The 19,588-nt window shown below is 57.9% G+C and carries 14 protein-coding genes; 1 reads left to right on the top strand and 13 read right to left on the bottom strand.

From position 1 onward, the window contains the following. Positions 1 to 10: 10 nt before the first annotated feature. Positions 11 to 1,687, bottom strand: coding sequence for an ABC transporter permease subunit (locus tag HY298_05120; GenBank protein ID MBI3849657.1), 1,677 nt, complete (start codon positions 1,685 to 1,687; stop codon positions 11 to 13). 261 nt (positions 1,688 to 1,948) lie between these two features. Between HY298_05120 and rsmI the strand changes: the two genes are divergently transcribed. After that, positions 1,949 to 2,653 carry a 16S rRNA (cytidine(1402)-2'-O)-methyltransferase gene (gene rsmI, locus HY298_05125; protein MBI3849658.1) on the top strand — a complete coding sequence of 235 codons (705 nt, stop codon included), beginning with the start codon at positions 1,949 to 1,951 and terminating at the stop codon, positions 2,651 to 2,653. Between the two features lie 38 nt (positions 2,654 to 2,691). Here the strand turns inward: rsmI and HY298_05130 are convergent, their stop codons facing one another. The 12 genes from HY298_05130 to HY298_05185 form a co-directional block, all read right to left on the bottom strand. Continuing rightward, the gene (locus HY298_05130; GenBank protein MBI3849659.1) at positions 2,692 to 2,922 is read right to left on the bottom strand and encodes a hypothetical protein; all 231 of its coding nucleotides are present in this window, start codon (positions 2,920 to 2,922) and stop codon (positions 2,692 to 2,694) included. A gap of 117 nt (positions 2,923 to 3,039) precedes the next feature. Then, positions 3,040 to 4,518 (bottom strand): DUF1501 domain-containing protein, encoded by a 1,479-nt coding sequence (locus HY298_05135; GenBank protein MBI3849660.1) that lies wholly within the window; start codon positions 4,516 to 4,518, stop codon positions 3,040 to 3,042. Between the two features lie 398 nt (positions 4,519 to 4,916). Further along, the gene (locus HY298_05140; protein ID MBI3849661.1) at positions 4,917 to 7,952 is read right to left on the bottom strand and encodes a DUF1553 domain-containing protein; all 3,036 of its coding nucleotides are present in this window, start codon (positions 7,950 to 7,952) and stop codon (positions 4,917 to 4,919) included. Between the two features lie 328 nt (positions 7,953 to 8,280). Continuing rightward, complete coding sequence (locus tag HY298_05145; GenBank protein ID MBI3849662.1) at positions 8,281 to 9,660, bottom strand: FAD-binding protein; 1,380 nt, start codon at positions 9,658 to 9,660, stop codon at positions 8,281 to 8,283. Next, on the bottom strand, positions 9,657 to 9,881 hold the full coding sequence (locus HY298_05150) for a DUF2007 domain-containing protein (GenBank protein ID MBI3849663.1): 225 nt from the start codon (positions 9,879 to 9,881) through the stop codon (positions 9,657 to 9,659). The genes HY298_05145 and HY298_05150 overlap by 4 nt, the downstream gene beginning before the upstream one ends. 13 nt (positions 9,882 to 9,894) lie before the next feature. Then, positions 9,895 to 10,902, bottom strand: coding sequence for a TRAM domain-containing protein (locus HY298_05155; protein ID MBI3849664.1), 1,008 nt, complete (start codon positions 10,900 to 10,902; stop codon positions 9,895 to 9,897). A 3-nt stretch (positions 10,903 to 10,905) separates the two neighbouring features. Beyond that, positions 10,906 to 11,895, bottom strand: a complete 990-nt coding sequence (locus HY298_05160) for an MCE family protein (GenBank protein MBI3849665.1) — start codon at positions 11,893 to 11,895, stop codon at positions 10,906 to 10,908. Between the two features lies 1 nt (position 11,896). Then, entirely contained in the window at positions 11,897 to 12,643 is a 747-nt protein-coding gene (locus tag HY298_05165) for an ABC transporter ATP-binding protein (protein ID MBI3849666.1), read from the bottom strand. Then, entirely contained in the window at positions 12,640 to 13,320 is a 681-nt protein-coding gene (locus tag HY298_05170) for an ABC transporter permease (GenBank protein ID MBI3849667.1), read from the bottom strand. Before HY298_05170 ends, HY298_05165 begins: the two co-directional genes overlap by 4 nt. A 141-nt stretch (positions 13,321 to 13,461) precedes the next feature. After that, entirely contained in the window at positions 13,462 to 14,928 is a 1,467-nt protein-coding gene (locus tag HY298_05175) for a hypothetical protein (GenBank protein MBI3849668.1), read from the bottom strand. A 76-nt stretch (positions 14,929 to 15,004) separates the two neighbouring features. Then, complete coding sequence (locus tag HY298_05180) at positions 15,005 to 17,047, bottom strand: prolyl oligopeptidase family serine peptidase (GenBank protein ID MBI3849669.1); 2,043 nt, start codon at positions 17,045 to 17,047, stop codon at positions 15,005 to 15,007. Between the two features lie 172 nt (positions 17,048 to 17,219). Continuing rightward, complete coding sequence (locus HY298_05185; GenBank protein MBI3849670.1) at positions 17,220 to 19,550, bottom strand: DUF1592 domain-containing protein; 2,331 nt, start codon at positions 19,548 to 19,550, stop codon at positions 17,220 to 17,222. Between the last annotated feature and the right edge of the window lie 38 nt (positions 19,551 to 19,588).

Raw genomic sequence — 19,588 nt, forward strand, 5'->3', positions numbered from 1 at the left:
CGTGATTCTGTCATGACGTTATCACCGGCGGCGCGGGCGAAACATTTCTGCGTGACCGGAACTTCCACCAGCGGACATGCCGTTGAGCCGGCTCGAATCGTTCCGTGGCGAGCGAGCGAAGATGTCGGCGCAATCCTTGATTGGCCCGCGTGAAAAATATCAAGTTGATGAAAATCCCCAAGGCAAACCAAACAAGGATGGTCGTTTCAGTTTGGATGTTGAATCGACGAGTACTAAACTGGAGCGCCTCCAGAAACATCCCGCCAACGTAAAACAACACCCAGGGCAGAATCAGAATGCGCGCGACGGCCGAGCCGGTGGCGCGGTTGGCGTCCTTGGCCTTCAACCCCAGCCACATCCCCACCCAACTCAACGTGTAAACATCGGCCACCAGCATTCCCATGCCAGCGAGGAACACCAGCGTCCGGGTGCTTTCATATTTCAAGTTTATGAGGAACAGAAAGTCCGCCAGCAGCACGATCAAGATCGGACCGAGGAATTGTCTTCGCAAAGCCAGCAATTGTCCGCGCAGAATTTCGGACACGCTCAGCGGAGTGGACAACAACAATTCCAGCGCGCCGCTCTGACGATCGTGGTTGAGGCGTTGGCAGGCTTCCGTGGCGACCCAGATTTTCAACACCGAGTGCAAGAACAACGCCGTCATCACATAGGTCACTTCTTCGAGCCAGTCATTTTTCAGTTCGGCCAGTCCCCACAACCAGACGACCGCCGACAGTCCCAAAAAGGCCCATACATACGTTGGCTTCAGACGGTCGCGACCCGCGAGCCAGAAAAAAGGGTTCACGTTCATCAAGCGTTCCCGAAACGCTTTCCGTTCGGCGGGTCCGCCGTAACTCCACTGCTTCCAGCGTTCCCGCCAGCGCAGTCTGGCAACAGTTGCCGGATTGTCCTGCCAGGCGTGCGGCAGCCGCGCGCTCGCCAGCGCCAGCAAACCCCAGCTCAACGAATGTGTCGCCAGCAACGACCACCAGAAATTGGGATCGAGCGAAGGGAGAAACGACGCAGCCGAAGCCAGGTAGAAGGCGTAAGCCGGGCTGGGCAACAAGGCATAAACCGGTTCGCCCTGCCATTTCAGGACATACTGGTCAAAGAGCGCTCCACCCAATGGAATTCCGCCGGTGATGAACAGAATCAAGATGACGGTGTTGCCAACCGCATTCCGCTCGTTGCGCACCAGGGAGGAGACCCACATACCCGCCGCGAGCGAAAGAAATAGCGTGTTCGCCAGCACCAGCACCATGCGCCAGAATTGGACGCCGGCCACACCGCCCAGCAACAACGGAATTGCCAGCACGGGAAAGATTCCCAACAGTCCGTAAAACGAATTTAAGGAAGTGGCCGCCAGTTTGCCCAGCACCACGTCATAACCTTTCAGGTCGGTGAGGAACAACAACCCCAGCGTGCCCTCGCGTTTTTCTTCGCTGAGACAATCCGCCGTGTTGCGCGCCCCGGCCACCAGACAGTAGATGAATGCGAACGTCGAGAGCGTCATGAAAATGTTCCGGCTTAATTCGGAGGGGGAGGGCTGCCGGCCAAATTGCGAGAACGTCAGCATCCAACCGGCCGCGCAGATGGAAATCAGCGCCGCGATCACGCGCGTCCAGTAAGTACCACGCCGCCGGGCCGCCACGCGCAGTTCACGCGCCACTATCGGTAGGAATGTCATGCTCGATGATCCACCACAGCATGAGGAAGACGCGGCGAGTTGGCAATCTTTCAAGCGTTGGAGCGCGTTCAAAAGTAGCATCTGGACAAAGTCACCGTTTGGAGTTCCGCCTTCAGGCGGCCAGGCCAAGAGTGATGCATCGGACCGCCTGAAGGCGGGACTCCAAACCTCCAACCCCTTTGCTCGCGAGCCGAATCGGGCTGCACGTTGAACACGCGTCGAAAAACTCTATTTCTTCCCGCTGGAATTTCTGGCTTACTGATGACCATGGACAAAGTCCTGCCACCGCTCACACCCGGCACGCTCTACCTCGTCGCCACGCCCATTGGAAATCTCGAAGACATCACGCTGCGCGCGTTGCGGACGTTGAAGGAGTGCGACGTCGTCGCGGCCGAGGACACGCGGCGCACCGGACAACTGCTGAAGCATTACGGCATTTCCAAACCGCTGCTCAGCTACTTTCAGTTCAACGAAGCCCGGCGCAGCGAAGAAATCATCGCTCGCTTGCAGCGCGGCGAGAAGGTGGCGCTGGTGACCGATGCGGGCAGTCCGGGCATCAGCGATCCCGGCGAACGGGTCGTGCGCGCGGCGCGGGCGGCGGGTCTGCGGGTCGAGGCGGTGCCCGGTGCGTGTGCGCTGGTGGCGGCATTGACGGCCAGCGGCCTGCCGACGGATGAATTTCATTTCATCGGTTTTCTCCCGCACAAATCCGGTCAACGCCGCAAGCAACTGGAAGCGTTGAAATCGTTTGCGGGAACGCTGGTGCTCTACGAATCGCCTTACCGGATTGAAAAGCTGTTGGGTGAACTGGCGGGAATCTTTCCGGAGCGAACGGTAGTTTTGGCGCGTGAGTTGACCAAGAAGTTTGAGGAATTCTTGCGCGGCACTCCGCCGGAGCTGTTGGCCATCGTCAAAAAGCGCTCGCTCAAAGGCGAGTTTGTGGTACTCGTCGCGCCCACGTCATGATCCACGACTGACGCCGTCGTCCCAGCCGAATCAGAAGATTACTTTGCTTTGGCGGCCCGGACTTTCGCCCAACGCGCCTTGGCCGCCAAAGAGATCCGCTTGCGTGCAGCCGGGCTCATTTTCCGCCTCTTGCGAGCCGGGTTGGTACCCGGTCCGCGCAGCCCCGCTGTGGTGATGCTCGCGAGCTTTGCTTCAAGACGCTCGATTTCTGTCTTCAAGGCGAGAATGCGTTTCAACTTCGCCGCGGGCAGACTGAGTAATTCGTTCATGTTCATAGAGCAGGTATCCTAAGTAATTGCTTGGAGAATCCAAGCTCGAATTCAGCCCAAGCGATTCCCCGAGGTGCCATTGCAGTTTTCCGAAGTGAGCGAGGGAGCGGAGCATACTCAAGTCGCGATCAATTCCCCGATCACATGCCCGTGAACGTCTGTGAGTCGGCGGTCGATGCCGTTGTGGCGGAATGTCAGCTTCGTGTGGTCGATCCCGAGCAGATGCAAAATCGTGGCGTGAACGTCGTAGCAATAGGTCGGGTTCACGACGGCCTTGTAAGACCATTCGTCACTTTCGCCGTAGCTCACGCCGCCTTTCACGCCGCCGCCGGCCAGCCAGTTGGTGAACGTAAATGGATTGTGGTCGCGCCCTTTCGCGCCCTGGCTGCACGGCATCCGGCCGAACTCCGTCGTCCACAGCACGATGGTGTCGTCGAGCAGGCCGCGCGCTTTGAGGTCTTTGATGAGAGCGCCGGTCGGTTTGTCCATGCTGGTGGCCATGTCGAGATGGTCGCGGGCCAGGTCTTCGTGGCTGTCCCAGTTGCGGCGGGGAAAACCGTTGTCCGCGCCGCTCCAAAGTTGCACAAAGCGAACGCCGCGTTCGAGCAGCCGTCGGGCGATCAGACAACTCCGTCCAAAGTCTCCGGTGATTTGTTCATCGAGACCGTAAAGTTTTTTCGTGGCGTCGGACTCGCCGGACAGGTCCATCACCTCCGGCGCGCTGAGTTGCAGCTTCGCGGCGAGTTCGAAGGAAGCGATGCGGGCGTCGAGCCGCGAATCACCGTCGCGAGTCGCGAGATGTTGCTGATTCAATTTTTGCAGCAACGCCAGTCCTTCCTTCTCGCTTTCCGGCGTGATGAATTTGGCCGAGTCCGGCGGGAACAGATCAAAAATCGGATTGGGTTTGCCGACGCGGATCATCGTGCCTTGATGCGCGGCGGGCAGAAAACCAGAACTCCAGTTGGCCGGGCCGCCCGGCGCAAAGCCGCGCGGATCGGGCAACACAACGAACGTCGGCAGGTTGTTGTTCAGGCTGCCGAGGCCGTAGGAAATCCACGCGCCCATGTGCGGAAAACCGGGCAGCACGAAGCCGGTGTTCTGCATGTAGGTTGCCGGGCCGTGGACGTTTGACTTGCTGATCATGGAATGGATGAACGCGATGTCGTCGGCACACGAGCCGATGTGCGGCACGAGGTCATTGATCCATTTGCCGGACTGACCGTACTGCTTCCAGCCCCACGGACTTTTCATGCAATTGCCCGGATCGCTTTGAAACAGTTCCACTTTTTCGCCCGGATCAAATTTCTCCCCGTGGCGTTTGATCAGCGCCGGCTTGTAGTCAAACGTGTCGCACTGGCTGGCGGCACCGGACATGAAAAGCTGCACGACGCGCTTGGCCTTGGCGGGATGGTGCAGGCCCTTCAACACACCGGTCGTAGTCGCGCTCGTGAGAGCACGGGAAGAATCGGGTTCCGCAGCCAACAATCCTTCCGTCGCCAGCAGATGCGTGAGCGCGATCCCTCCCAACCCGCCGCCGAACCGCCAGAGAAACTCGCGGCGGTCGATGAGACTCGCGTCCTCTGCGCCCAATGACATAGGATTCTCTTTTGAGTCACAAATGTGACGGTTCATAACCGGGTCGTCTCCTGGGCTGAAGTTGGGCAGTTGAACGTGCTCGGTCTGTCTCTCTCGCTCCGAGAGGAACGAGCGGGGAGAGAGTCGGAGAGAGGGGCCAGCCAGAAAAAAACGCCTCCTCTCCCCGGCCCTCTCCTGCACTTTACGGAGGAGAGGGAGAAGAACCTGCTCGCGGCCGGTTGACGGACACAAATCGGGAACATGAACTTGCGATCGTCAAAACTTTCGGTGGATCTTGTAGCCGTGGACGTCAGTCCGCGCATTTCCAGTTTGGGAGAAGTCGGCGCCGACTCACGTCGGCGGCTACTATTTGAGGAAAGCGCTGGGGTGACAGGATGCTTGGTTCTCATAGAAATGGTTCAATCCACAAACAAGAATTCATTGCTGTTGAAAATTACGCGGCAAAGGTTGGGCAACCCAAATTTCTTCGCGTAAGCGATCAGGAGTTTTGATTCGTCAGGCCGCGGCGACCGGTTCAACGCCAGTTGATAAGCCGCTTCGATCTGCTTCGACGGGTCAGGACTCATGCTGTTGATGCGTTCGGCGAAATGCTCGCATTGCTTGAGCACGAACGGATCGTTCAGCAGCGCGAGCGCCTGGAGCGCGGTGATGGTCGTGTTGCGTTTGGCCGTGAGCAATGAAGGATCAGCGCTGTCCAGGCAATCCATGAACGGATCGGGCACGCTGCGCACGATGAACCGATAAATGCTGCGTCGGTAGCTTCCGGCACTGTCCACGTCAAAGCGCCCGTAGTCATAGACCGGGGAGTGGTCGTCCTTGAAATAGAACTGTTGAACGGACGGCCCACCCATCGTCGGATCGAGCTTGCCATTGACAAACAGAATGGAGTCGCGCACCTCCTCGGCGTCGAGGCGTTGACGGTTCATGCGCCAGAGGAAACGGTTGTCGCCATCAAGGTGCGCGGATTGCGGATTGTTCGAGGACGACTGGCGGTAGGTCGAGCTGGTGACGAGGAGTTTGTGGAGTTGTTTCAGCGATTCGCCGTTGTCGAGAAACCAGCAGGCCAGCCAGTCCAGCAATTCGGGATGCGTCGGCAACGCGCCCATGTGACCAAAGTCGTTCGGCGTATCAATGAGGCCACGCCCGAAATGATATTGCCAGACGCGGTTGACGATGGAGCGGCGCGTCAGAAGATTCTTCGGGTCGGTGATCCATTTCGCCAACGCCGCGCGCCGGCTGCCTTCGTCGTCGGGATCAGCGATGTCCAAGTGGCTGTCCAGGCCGGGCAGACAGCTCAGCGCACCCGGCGACATCAATTTGCCGGGGCGCTTGACGTCGCCGCGCGAAAGCAGATTCACCGGTCGCGGATTTCCGGCGGGATGAAAACTGCCTTCAGCGGAGAAATCATTGGCGGCGGCATAAACGATTTTCGGTGTTGGCAAAGCGGCGAGTTGACTCTTCACTTCCGTCAACCGGTCATTCGTTTCGCGAAGCTGGTTCCTCGTTGGCTCGTCCAGCAATGATTCGACCAAGGCTTTTCGCTGCTCCTCAGATTGCTTCACGGCGTCCTCGGCTTCCTGCCGTCTGGCCTTTTGATCTTCGGATTCATTGACTTCGCCGAGCCGGTTGCGACTGTTGCAATCGTCCACCAGATACGCCTTGGCCCAGCGTCCGCTTTCAATGGAATCGAGCGCGGTCACGTTCGCGCCCAGCGCGACGTTCGTGCCGCCGGAAAAAATCTGAAGCTCGCTCAACGCGAAAACATAATCCTTCGTCCGCTCCCAAAGTTTGGTGGCCGTCACACGGACGAACCGCGCGGTGCGATTGGTCGCGGAAATGACGACCGGCTTGGCCAACGGATTCGTGAAGTCAGCAGCAGTGTGATCTTCAAGCGTGGTTCGCTTGCTGAAGTTCGCTTCGTCCGAAATGTCCAACCGGAAGCGCACGGGAAAACCGAAGCCGGGCGTGTCCGCAAAATCCGTGGGCCGCGCCGGGTGCAGGCGGACCTCGTCGAGCGGCAGGCTTTTCCCCAGATCAACCTGCACCCACTTCTCAACGTCGGGCGAGGATTCGATGCCGCTGTGATAGCCGTTGCTGTGGCTGGTCTTGGTGGGTTTGGGCAGTGCAGCGAGTTTGTCCTTTTGTTCCTTGAGCCGCGCATCAAGTTTTTCAAGTTCCGGGCTGGTGAGCTTGGCCACCGCTTCGTTCAACGATTTCAGTTTTGCTTCGAGCGATTTCTTTTCCGCGTTCAACGTTTTCCGTTTCGCATAAATCTCTTTGTCCATGTCGAACTGGCGGTTGGCGCGATCGACTCCGGCGAACACCGCCTGCAAACTGTAATAATCCTCCTGCCTGATGGGATCGAACTTGTGGTCGTGACATCGCGCGCAATGCACGGTGAGGCTTTGAAATGTGGACATCGTCGTCATCACCATGTCGTCGCGGTCGTTGTAACGCGCGATTAAACCATCAGTCTTGGTGATCGGCAGTTCGACGTGACCGACAAAATCCCACGGGCCGGCGGAGATGAAACCGAGCGCCGGAATTTTCTCCGGATGATTGGGGAACAACACATCGCCCGCCAGTTGTTCCTGGACGAATCGCGAGTACGGCGTGTCGTCGTTGAAGGATTGGATGACATAATCGCGATACGGCCAGGCGTTGAGGCGCGGCTTGTCCTTGTCGTAGCCGTGCGATTCGCCGTAGTGAACGACATCGAGCCAGTGGCGTCCCCAACGTTCGCCGTAACGCGCTGAAGCTAGCAGGCGATCCACCAGCCGTTCGTAACCATCCGACCGGCGGTCAGCGATGAATGCGGCGACTTCCTCTGGCGTCGGCGGTAATCCGGTCAGATCAAAACTGAGGCGGCGAATCAGAGTCCGACGATCTGCTTCAGGCGACGGCTTCAACTTTTCTTTTTCAAGCCGGGCGAGCACGAAGAAGTCGATGGGATTGCGCGCCCATCTCTTGTTTTGGACTTTTGGAATGGCCGGACGGCTGGCAGGTTGAAAGACCCAGTAATCGCTTTTTGATTTGACCGTTTTCGCGTCGATGCCCTCGGGCCACTTGGCGCCTTGATCGATCCACGCCCGCAGCAAACCGATTTGTTCCGCCGTCAGCCGCTCGCCTTTCTGCGGCATCTGCATGTCTTCGACTAGCCCGGCGACAAAATGAATCAAAGGACTTTCGGCGCTTTTGCCGAACACGATGTCCTGTCCATGTTCGCCGCCTTTCAATGCGGCGGCTTTGACATCGAGGCGAAATTCGGACTTTTGTTTTTCCGGGCCGTGGCACTTGTAGCAACTGGCTTCGAAGATGGGGCGGATGTCTTTGACGAAATCAACGGCCTTGCTGGAAGGCGGCGGCAGTTTGGATGCGTCGCCGAGTGTCGGAGCGGCTGACCGCAAATTGGATGCGCCAGCTAAAATCAGCATCAGGATGAACACTCTCCCTGGCAACCATCGACCATTGGTTAGAGACAAACGCTCGCCCTCACCCCGGCCCTCTCCCCCAGGAGAGGGAGTTCCTGCTGGATCGCGTTTGAACCATGCCGAGCGGTGATTGCAGCAAGCCGCCAAGATGGACTGAAAACAGACAAAGTTTCCCCCTCTCCTGGGGGAGAGGGTTGGGGTGAGGGCGGACTCAGTCTCTGACTTCATACCCTTAATTCTATTGCGGTGATCCTCGAGACAGGCGACAGCGTCGTCGCACTTGATTAATCACGCCGCCGGAATACATACGCGGTTTCAACGCAAATTTGATCTACACGAACTTGCCGGGATTCAGGATACCGTGCGGATCAAGGGCCATCTTAACGACTCGATGCAACGAGCGCAACTCCGGCGAAGCCGCGAGCGGCCACCACGGTTTCTTGGCCAGGCCGATGCCGTGTTCGCCGGTGATGACGCCGTTCCAAGCGAGCACCTGTCGGAACAAATCATCCAGCGCGGCGTCGGAACGCGACCGCGCACCCGGCTGCGTTAGATCCACCATGACGTTGACGTGAATGTTGCCGTCGCCGGCGTGACCGAAACACGCGACCGGCAGTTTGTGCTTCTTCTGCAACCGGGCGGTGAAGTGAAAGAGGTCTTCCAAGCGACCGCGCGGCACCACGATGTCCTCGTTCAATTTGGTCAGGCCGGTGTCGCGCAGGGCGTAGGAAAATTCGCGGCGCAACTGCCAGAGGTTTTCGCACGCTTTATTCCCGAACCCGCGTTGAACGAAGCGCGGTCGTTGACGGCGGACGATCTTCTCCAATTCCCGGATTTCGGTTCGCACGGAATTTTCCTGGCCGTCGAGTTCCACGATCAAGTGCGCCTGGCACCCGTCGAGTCGTCGGCTGCCGGTGCGCTGGCGGGCCGCCGCCAGCGTGAATTCATCGGCAATCTCCAGCGCGCAGGGCAGAAGCCCGGCGCGGAAAATGGCGCGGATGGTTTTCGCGGCATCTTTCATGGCGCCAAATCCAATCGCCAGACAGGCGCGGAACGGCGGGCGCGGCAGCAGTTTCAACGTGGCCTCCGTCACCACACCGAGCAATCCTTCCGAACCGACGAACAAGCGATGTAGTTCGAAGCCGGTCTTGTTTTTATGCGTCCGGCTGCCGAGCCTGACCGCCGAGCCGTCGGCCAGCACCACTTCCAGTCCAAGCACGTAATCGCGCGTGACGCCGTACTTCAAACAGCGCGGCCCGCCGGCATTGGTGGCAATGTTCCCGCCCAGCGTGCAATCGGCGCGGCTGGCCGGGTCGGGTGGATAAAACAGTCCAATCTTCTCAACTTCCTCCTGCAAATCCTGAGTGATGACGCCGGGCTGGACGACGGCGACGAAATCGTCCGCGTGAATTTCCTTGAGGCGATTCATGCGGGCCAGCGACAGCGCGATGCCACCGCGCGTCGGCACGCAGCCGCCGACGTAACCGAAACCGGCGCCGCGCGCGGTCACGGGAATTCTGTGTTCATTGGCAAAACGAAGCAGCGTGGCTACGGACTTTGTGCTGCGTGGGATTGCGACAGCGTCAGGGTCTTGCGAGGCGAACCATTTGTCGCCGGCATATTGCCTGCAGGCGCATTGGTCGAGACGAATTTCGCCAGCGGGCAGAAGTTTTTGCAGCCGGGAGAGCGCTTTAAGCCGGGAAGATTTCATGCCGGAGGCGCATCGTCCGCAGCGAGAAACGCCTTGGCCTCCTCGGCCTCCTCGCTTGGAACTTGAACGCGGATGCCGCCGATGGCCATCGCGTAGCCATCCATGCTCAACGCGGCGAGTTCATCCGCTACGATCGCTTGGAAGCCCGCGGCATCGAGCCGGGCGCGGACCAGTTGCGCATCGGCCGGATTGAACGCTTTGAAAATGGTTACGAGTGACATTGAAAACTCCAGTTCAAGTGGCGAGCGGTGTCTTGAGGTCGGCGAACACGATGACACCGGCGCCAGTCTGCAACAAACTTTGCACCTGCACCTGCACCTGCTGGCCGATGAGGTTTTGCGCCTGATTGACGACGACCATCGTGCCGTCGCTGAGGTAACCGACGCCCTGACCTTTGTCTTTGCCTTCGCGCACAATGCGCAGCGAGAGCATTTCGCCGGGCAGCAGCACCGACTTGAGTGCTTTGGACAACTCGTGCAGGTTGACGTAGTTGACCGACTGCAACTCAGCAACTTTGCCGAGGTTGAAATCGTTGGTGAACAGTTTGGCCTTCAAGTTGCGGGCGAGCCGAACCAGCTTGGCATCGACCTCCGGTTCTTCAGGAAAATCTCCATCGTGAATCTTCACCTCGTTGTTGGTGTTGCGTTGGATGCGATTGAGCATTTCCAGTCCGCGCCGCCCGCGCGCGCGCCGGATCGGGTCGTCGGAATCCGCGATCTGCTGCAGTTCCCTCAAAACAAAGCGCGGGACGACGATCAGGCCTTCGAGGAAATTGGCCTCGATCAGGTCGGCGATCCGTCCATCGATGATCACGCTGGTGTCGAGCAGCAAAAGGTTGTCCGGCTTGTTCTGCGGCGCGAAGCGGACATAGGGAATGATGAGCGAGAAATCCTCCTTGTTGCTGCGCATGGCCAGCACCATGCCAATATAACTGAAGCCGAGGAAAGTCCCGAGCCGGATCAGCCAGCGGGATTTCCCCTCCACGTATTCAAACAGGCCGGATCGGTCAATCACCAGCGCGATCACCATGCCCAGCAGCAATCCGAAAGACGTGGCCGAAAAAGCCCGCAGCGAAAACCCCTTCAACATTTCGTCGATGGCGATGAGCAGCATCCCGAAGCAGAATCCGATGATCATGCCGATCAAGCCATTGCCGATCATCTCCGGGCGCACTTGTGTGATGGCAAAGCCACCGACTGTGCACAAAGCCAGAAACAATACGCGAATGGACCAGAGTGCCATAGGTTAATTGAATGGGTTTTTTGGCGGATACAACACCTGATTTGTTTGCGACTCGGTTCTGGGCGGTTTCGATTTCCACAAGATGCCCCAAAGTCCCAGCCGGTTCAAATTGCTGCTGGTGACCGCCAGGTTGCTGGCCAGCAGGGAGACGTGGTTTTTTAATTGTTCGTCTTTCAACAGGCCGCCCGCCAGTCCGTGGCCGGCCTGCAAGTCGTCCAGCAGATTCTTCAATATCACGGTCGAGGATTCAATGTTATTCACGGCGATGGAAATCTGGGCGCTGTTGGTTTTCACGACGACTTGGAGGTCGTCCCCCACCGCATTAAGCTGACCGGAGAAGCGGTACACGTTGCTGACCGAGGCGTCGATGGCCGCGCGGTTGGTCTCGATCATCGTGTTGATGCCGTCCACCGTGTTCAACGCGCGCTCGGATACCAACCGGAAATTTCCGGCGGTCGCAGAAAGATTCGTCAAGGTCTGTTCGTTGAGCACCAGCCGGTCAATGCGGCTGATCGCGTCATCGAGTTTCTTCGCCGTTTCGTCAATGCGCTGGATGAAGCCGGCGGCGGAACGGGCCACCTCCTGAATGTTGAACGGCTCGGGCGATTCCACTTCATCACCGTCGTTGAGAAGCTCCCCGGAATTATCACCCACAATGATCCCCACGTATTGGTCGCCCAGAAAGCCGGATTGCTCGATCACGAACCGCGCATCGCGGTGCACTTTGAAGTCTTTATAAATCTTGAGATAGATCGTCACGTGTTTGCCGTTGGGCGAAAGCTCGATGCGCGACACCGTGCCCACGGGCACGCCGGACATCAGGACGCTGGACCGAGCCTTGATGCCGGCCACATTGGCAGTCTTGAGTTTCAGTTCGTAAGTCGAGCGGAAAAAGGTTGTCCCCTTGCTGAATTGCAACAGCAGCCCCGCCAGCAGCAACAGTCCGAGGGCGACAAACAGACCGACTTTTTTTTCCAGGTTCGACTTGGCCATGTCAAAAATAATGTTCTTTCGGATCGGAAATCCCGTTGACGAAACGGTTCACCACCGGGTCGGGCGATTGAAAAATTTCGTCCGGCGTCCCGGTCACATAAATTTTTCCGTCGTGCAACATCATGATGCGCTGGCCGATCCGCCGCGCGCTACGCATGTCGTGCGTCACCACCACCGTCGTCACCTTCAATCGCTCCCACACGCGCAAGAGGAGCTGGTCGATGCTGTCCGCCACGATCGGGTCCAGCCCGGTGGTCGGCTCGTCATAGAGCACGATCTCCGGTTGATAGACAATCGCCCGCGCCAGGCCCACGCGCTTGCGCATGCCGCCGGACAACTCCGACGGTTTCTTTTCTTCCACGCCCGGCAACTCCACCATCTCCAGGGCTTCCCCGACCTTTTTTGCAATCTCCGTTTCCGTCAATTTCCCCAGCCGGCGCAAGGCGAACCCGACATTTTCCGCCACCGTCAAGGAGTCGAACAACGCCGCGCCTTGAAACAACATGCCGAACTTGTGACGCACCCGGAGCAACTGGCGTTCATTCATCCGGCCAATGTTTTCACCGTCCACCAGCACTTCGCCTGCGTCCGAAATCAAAAGCCCGATCAAATGTTTCAGCAAAATGCTCTTGCCGCAGCCGCTGCGCCCGATGATGACGACCGATTCGCCCGTTTCAATCCGAAAGCTCACGCCATCCAGCACGCGCTGCGGGCCGAAACTCTTTTTCAGATCGCGGACCTCAATCATAAGTAACTCAACAGTTCGCTCAGGGAGATCGTCAGAAAGAAGTTGGAGATCAGAATGGTGATCGAGGAATACACCACCGCTTCGGTCGTTGCGCGGCCCACGCCTGTCGAGGTGTACTTCAGCATGTTTTGCCACAAATAGGTCGGATCAATGCCCAACAAAAAAATGCCCAGCATGTAACCCGCCCCGATGCCCACCGCGATCGCTTCTGCGTTCAACAACGGCACCGCAATGATGGCCGACAACAAGCGCGGCACCACCAGATAATCGACCGGATGCGTGGCCAGCGTGCGCAACGCATCGATCTGCTCCGTCACCTTCATCGTGCCCAGTTCGGCGGCCATCGCCGCGCCGACGCGTCCCGCCACCATAAGCGCCGTCAGCACCGGGCCAAGCTCGCTCGCCATCGAAACACTCACGACCGCCAGCGTGGCGGTGTCCATCCTGACCTTGTGAAATTGAAAATAAGTTTGTGCGCACAGCACCATGCCGGTGAACGCGCCGGTGATCAGCACGACGGATTGGGATTTCACGCCGATGAAATGAAGCTGATAGGCCAGGTCACGCCAAATGACTTTGCGGGTAAACAGCGAATGGACGGCCTCCTGGCACAGCAAGGTGATGCGCCCCAGACCTTGCAACCACTCCGCGATCCACTTGTTGGCGAAGAAATTCATTGGCAATAAAATCCTAGCAAAGAGCAGTGGGCTTGGCCAGTGATTGATTGAATGGAGTGGGAGACGATTTCGAGGAGGATGAAAATGGGCACTCAGAATCCCGCGTCAGCGATGCCACCACCATGCCCAGTACATCCCGATTCAAGGGAGCAACCGCACACGGTAATAACGTTCCGCGTCGCCGACGGGACTGTCTATGTAGGAACTGGTGTTGTTTGTCGCCGTGAAATCTGGGAGGAGGGGCGTCCAGTTTGCGGCAGACAGCGAGGATGTATGTTCCACCCGATACGTTCCGTTCGTGAATGAAGACCAGCTCAATCCAATGTTGCCATTGGACTGGGTGAGGGAAGTGATCTGCGGCACTTGAGCCAATCGGAAAAAAAGGCCGACGTTTCCATCGAGCGACGGGTTACGCGCTACATCTCCCGTGACAGCGTAAAGATTTCCATCGTGCGCTAGCGTGAGTTCTGCGAATGGATTCTGAGCATTCGTGCCATCGAATCGCGCGACGACGATCAGCACGCCGTTTGTGGTCACGCTGTAAATAGTGCCAACTTCCCCAAAAGCCGAATTTGTGTTTAGTGTGCCATGCGAAGTGACGCCATAGAATTTGCCATCAGCCCCTTGCGCCACTCCTGAAAAAGGCCTTTTGCCGTTTGTTCCGTCGAAAGACGCCAGCGTGTTCAAGGTGCCGTCCGGCGTCATCTTGAACACTGTGCCATTGCTAAACGTCCCGCCTGTCGGGGTCGTTCCGTAAAAGTTGCCATCACTTCCCAGTGCCAAGCCGGCATAGGGCCTTGAGCCATTTGCGCCGTTGAACCAGACGAGCGTAGTCAGCAGACCATTTGTCGTGACTTTGAACACCGTGCCATTGCCGGTGTATGCGCCAGCAAAATTGCTGCCTCCATATCCTGTAGTGCCATAGAAATCTCCATCGGTTCCTTGAGCCAAGCCGAAAAGAGGGTTGCTTCCGTTCGTTCCGTTGAAAGAAAGCGACCATATCAGCGATCCGCCAAGGCTAATCCTGAAAATTGTACCCAAGCCGTTCGTTCCCTCCGGCGTAGTACCATATAAGCTCTCGTCGCTTCCTTGCGCCAGAGGGCCATTGGGCCCGCTGCCGTTTGTACCGTTGAAAGAAAACAGCGTGGTTAACACGCCGTTTGTTGTGATCCTAAACACTGTGCCGTTGCCACCAAACATTCCACTGTTCGTTCCCCCTTGTTGCGTCGTGCCGTATAACATGCCGTCGGTTGCAAGCATCAATCCACCAAAGGGATTATTGCCATTTGTCCCATTGAACGAAACCAACGGAGTCACTACACCAGCAGCTTTGATCTTGAAGACGCAGCCCAGCCCATTCGATCCGCCAAACCTGCTCGTACCGTAGAAATTACCATCGTTGCCCTGTACCAACCGACAAAAAGGATATTTCGGACCCGTCCCCGATGACGGAAATTCGTAAAACGATTGGAACGCATACTCAGCCCGTGCGGTCTGTGATGCAGCCGAACAAACGATCATCGTCCCAAGGACAAGGGCCGCCGAGCAACCCGCGCGAATGTTGAACTGGTTTTGCGAAAGAGAGCGAGTCGATTTGGAAAGTATCATAAGAGTTGAGAGCGGAATAAATTCACTCCCTCATTGACCAACCGAGCACCAGTTTAAGCAAAATTTTCGTGGACTGTCAAAATGAATGAAATAACCTGGACTGCTTCGGCAATTCCCAATGTTCGCCGAAGAAACCGGCGTCGGCGATGCCGCCGGGTGCGCGGGAGGAAACCGGCACGTTCACATCCACGATGGCAAAGTCCGGCAACTTGGGCACCTGCCGCGCGTTGTTCAACTGATCATATTCGCGGAACGTGAAGCCGCTGTTTAGCACAACGTAACGTTTCGGATTCAGCGGATTGGGATAAATCAGCACGGGCACGTGATGGTCGGGCGCATAAGTCCGGGTGCCCACGCGCAGTTCCGACGCGCTCCATTTGATCGGCAGCTTGTCCGCCACTCTGGCCAGCAGTTGGTTGCTCGCCGGATCGCCCCAGAGCACCAGGTTGCTCGCAGCGATGTCGGCATCGGTGATCTCGGTGTCGTCCTTCACGCGGGGTTCGCCGCGAAACTGCAACTTCCATTGTTCGATGGCGTGCGCCATTTCCGCCGCCGCCCATGCGCCGACTTTTTCGTTCATCGGTTTGCCGGTGGGACGCACCATGATGAACGAATCCATGAACGCGTCGTCAATCGGGCCTTGGAGACCGTGTTGCTTGCGCAACGTTCCATCGTCGGAGGAGGTCGCGGTTTCCCAACGTTTGCCATTCTTCCGGAAATGCGCTGTCCATGAGCGATCGGATAGCACGCGTGGCGCTGTCAGCTTGCGTCCGTCAATTTCAACTCTCGGTGGGCGCGTGTTGTCGAGCGGACACAGCCCCGGCGCGAAGTCCAGCGTCAGCGGCGAAACATTTTTCGTCGTCAGCTTCACGCTGTTGTTGTCGTCATCAAGCACGGCATCGACGCGTGCGCGTTCCCAATGTTGCTCCAGGCCATCCACCGTCACCCAGTTCATCTGGTTGTAACGGAGCGTCCAGGTCGTGAAGCGAATGTGATCGGGAACGGGATTGCGTCCGCGCCCCGCGATGCTGTCGATGCGGCGGTTGATTTCCGTCTTGGAATCCCGGTGATAGCTGTGAGCGGTTTTCGGCCCGATGATGTGGACCATCTCGATTCCTTCGGCGGCCAGCGCCTTGCCCATGATGTCGGCGGCCTGCTTCTGGCTGTCGATTTCGCCGCTGTAGGCGACGGTGGGACAGTTGAAGAGGTTGACGGCGTAATCGGTGCAATCGTAAAGGTGCCAGAGTTTTTTCTCGTACCACGTCGGCGCGAGCGTTTCCTTTTGAAAGACCTTCAGGAACTCCGGCGTCTCGGAAAACCCGGCGCCCGGCGCCGCCGCCGCCCACAGCCCTGCGTAATGAACGGCGATATGCCAGCACGCCGCGCCACCGAGAGAAAAGCCGCGCACGACAAGCCGGTTTTCGTCAATCGGATAATGTTTGCGCACGTTGTCCAACGCTTCAAACACATCGACTTCGCCCGCGAACTTGTTCCCGTTGCAGTAACGTCCATAGAGATGCAGCACGAACGTATCGGGCGGTGTGAATTCGCCCGGCGACCTTTGCCGGCCATTGATGAAATCCAATTCCGTCAGCGTCTCGCCGCGTCCGTGAAACCAGAGATCCAGCCGATGCGCGCGGCCCGAACCGGCTTGATAGGTGGGCGGCACAACCAAACCGTAGGGCTGCACCGAGCCGTCGATTTTGGAAACATAACCGCGGACGATCAAGCCGGTGGCAGTCGTCCAGGGCGCCTTGCCCTCGCGCAACGACTGGGCGCGTTCGTGACCTTGCTTCAGAAAGTCGCGGGCGATTTGGGTCTGGTTCGTTCGGTAAAATTCGTTATAGGCCAGCGCGTAACGGACGGCGTTGTGGAAAATCTGAACGTCCGGCAGCAACTCCAGCAGTGCGGGCTTCGACAATTCCGCGCGGAGCGAATCAATCTCCCTGCCGAGTTCGGCCACACCTACCGTGAGTTCCGCGCGGTCAGTTTCCGGAATGGCCACGCCTGGCGGCGGAACAGGGCGGACTTTGTCCGGCAGATTGTCCGACAGCCCGTCGGCGCGGCAAGCGGTAGCGCAAAGGAAGGTGGTCAAAAAAACGAGGCAATGTTTGTTCATAAATTATTTTTTCGCGTGGACGCAACAACGTGCTCCGGCTTCGCCAATGGACCGATGCATTCGCCGCCAGGTTTTGGACTGCGCCAGTCCTCTGGCGCTTTCTGTCGGGCGTTCTTCTTCCAAAAGCGGCAGAGGACTGCCGCAGTCCACGACGCTGGCGCGCCAGAAATGTTCATGGTCCCGCTTGCGCCGTGCGCTGTTCCTCGCCGCGACGTTTTTGGAAGGGCGTGCTCTTGACCACTTCAAGCACGAGCGCAGAAAACTTGTAATTGTTTTTTGCCAGTCCCTTTGAAATCTGGTCGATGGCGCACTTGTCGTAATGTTCCAAGCCGCGCCCCAACGCATACGTCAGCATTTTTTCTGACAGGCAGCGGATGAAGTCCTCCTTTTTCTTTTTCACGAGCAAGTCGCGAAACTCGGCCACGCCATTGAAGGATTCACCGGTGACCAGTTCGCCGGACGCGTCGATGGGAAAGTTTCCATCCTTTTCGCGCCACTTGCCGATAGCGTCGAAATTTTCGAAGCCAAAACCAATCGGGTCCATGCGCGCGTGGCAGCCGGCGCAGTTTGGATCGGCGCGATGCTGTTCCATGCGTTGACGCAGCGTGCCGGACAGAACTACTTCTTTGGCCTCACTCAATTCCGGCACGTTGCCGGGCGGCGGTGGCGGCGGCGTGCCGAGCAGGTTTTCCAAAACCCATTTGCCGCGTTTGACTGGCGAGGTGCGGGTTGGGTTCGAAGTGATCGTCAGTATGCCGGCGTGCGTCAACACGCCGCCGCGCTGTTTGCCGGCGAACGTGACGCGCTGAAATTCATCCCCTTTGACGCCCGCGATGCCGTAATGCCGGGCCAGACGTTCGTTGAGGAAAGTGTAATTCGCGTCGAGGAAGTCGAGCACGCTGCGGTCTTTGCGCATGATGTAGGAGAAGAACGACTTGGTTTCCTTCTCCATCGCGCGTCGCAGATCGTCGTCAAAGTCCGGGAATTGTCCGTGGTCGGGCGAGACCATTTGCAGATTGCGGATTTGCAACCATTGGCCGGCGAAGTTGTCCACCAGCGCTTCGGACTTGGGATCGTTCAACATCCGTTTGACCTGTGACTCCAGGTTCTTCCGCAACCGTCCGTGCTCGGCGAGTGCGAAGATTTTGTCGTCTGGCATGGTGCTCCAAAGGAAATAAGAGAGCCGCGATGCCAGCGCATATTCATTGACGAGGTGGATGGATTTCGGATTGTCCGGTTCGGGTTGGAGTTCGCCACGAAACAGAAAGTGCGGTGACACCAAAACGGCTTGCAGCGCCAGCTTGATTCCTTTTTCAAAACTCTCGCCCTGCTGGTCGGCCAGTTCGACGAACTTGACCAGTCGCTCCACCTCGTTGGTGGAAACCGGACGCCGAAAGGCGCGTCGGGCAAAATTGCCGATGATCTCGCGGGCGCAGGCCAGTTTCGTCGTCGGTGTCGGCTGGCGGATGAAAATGCGCTTGTGCGTTTCCGGCAACATCGGCGGCCCGGGCGGGCCGACCACTTCAAGATAGTCGATGATCAGGTTGCGGTCGCGATTGTCGGGATTCGGGTCGTCGGGGTTGACGTAGTTGTTGATGTAAGCGGCGGCGAGTTTTTTTTCGCCGGCCTGAATCGGCACGCGAATTTCATAAATCGCCGGTGCGTTCTCCACCGCCTTGACATCAAAAACCTTGACCGCTTTGCCATCGAGACGGAACTCCATGCGCGCCGGGTCCGGTCCGGCTTGCTGCCCAAAGGCCCGCGCGCGCAGCGTATATTCGCCGTCCTTGGGAAATTGGAACGGAGTGAACACCTCCCCTTCGCGGGTCAAAATGCGCGCGCCATTCCCATACTCACTACCGGGCGCGGTCGATTCCAGTTTACCGGCGGGAAACTTGATGGCCGGCCCGTTGGTGGAGGGATTGATTACGATGGCGGAGCCAAGAATCTTGTCCGCCACCGCCATGTATTTCTCCAACAGAATGGGCGGCAACGACAGCACGTCGCCGATATTGTCGAAACCATAACCCACGTCATCGGCGGGGAAATCATCGGCCGGTTGAAAATCGACGCCGACCAGGTCGCGGATGGTGTTGTTGTATTCGACGCGATTGAGGCGGCGCAGCGTGACGCGTCCGGGATCGGGATGATCGCAATCGCAGTGGAATACTTTTGCCTCGATCCACCGGGCGATTAAATCCCGTTGTGCCTGGGTGGGCTGAGGTTTTCTCTCCGGCGGCATTTCATGAGTGCGGACGTGGTGGAGCACAGTTTCCCAAACTTTCGGATTTTTCAGAACCGCGGCTTCGTCCGAGAATGCCTGCAAGGAGAGGCCGCCCTTTTTCTTTTTGTCGCCATGACATTCGTAGCAGTACTTGCTCAACACCGGTTTGACATCGGCTTGAAAGGCTGGCTGCTTTTCCCTTAGGCTGAATTGGACGACGCCCAGAAACACGATGGGCACCCCGATGATCGCCGCCAGTTTTAAGATGGAGTCGCGCACGGCCACGTTTTCAAGCCTAGACGCATCGCCGGCAAATT

The organism is Verrucomicrobiota bacterium, assembly GCA_016200005.1.
GTDB lineage: Bacteria > Verrucomicrobiota > Verrucomicrobiia > Limisphaerales > PALSA-1396 > PALSA-1396.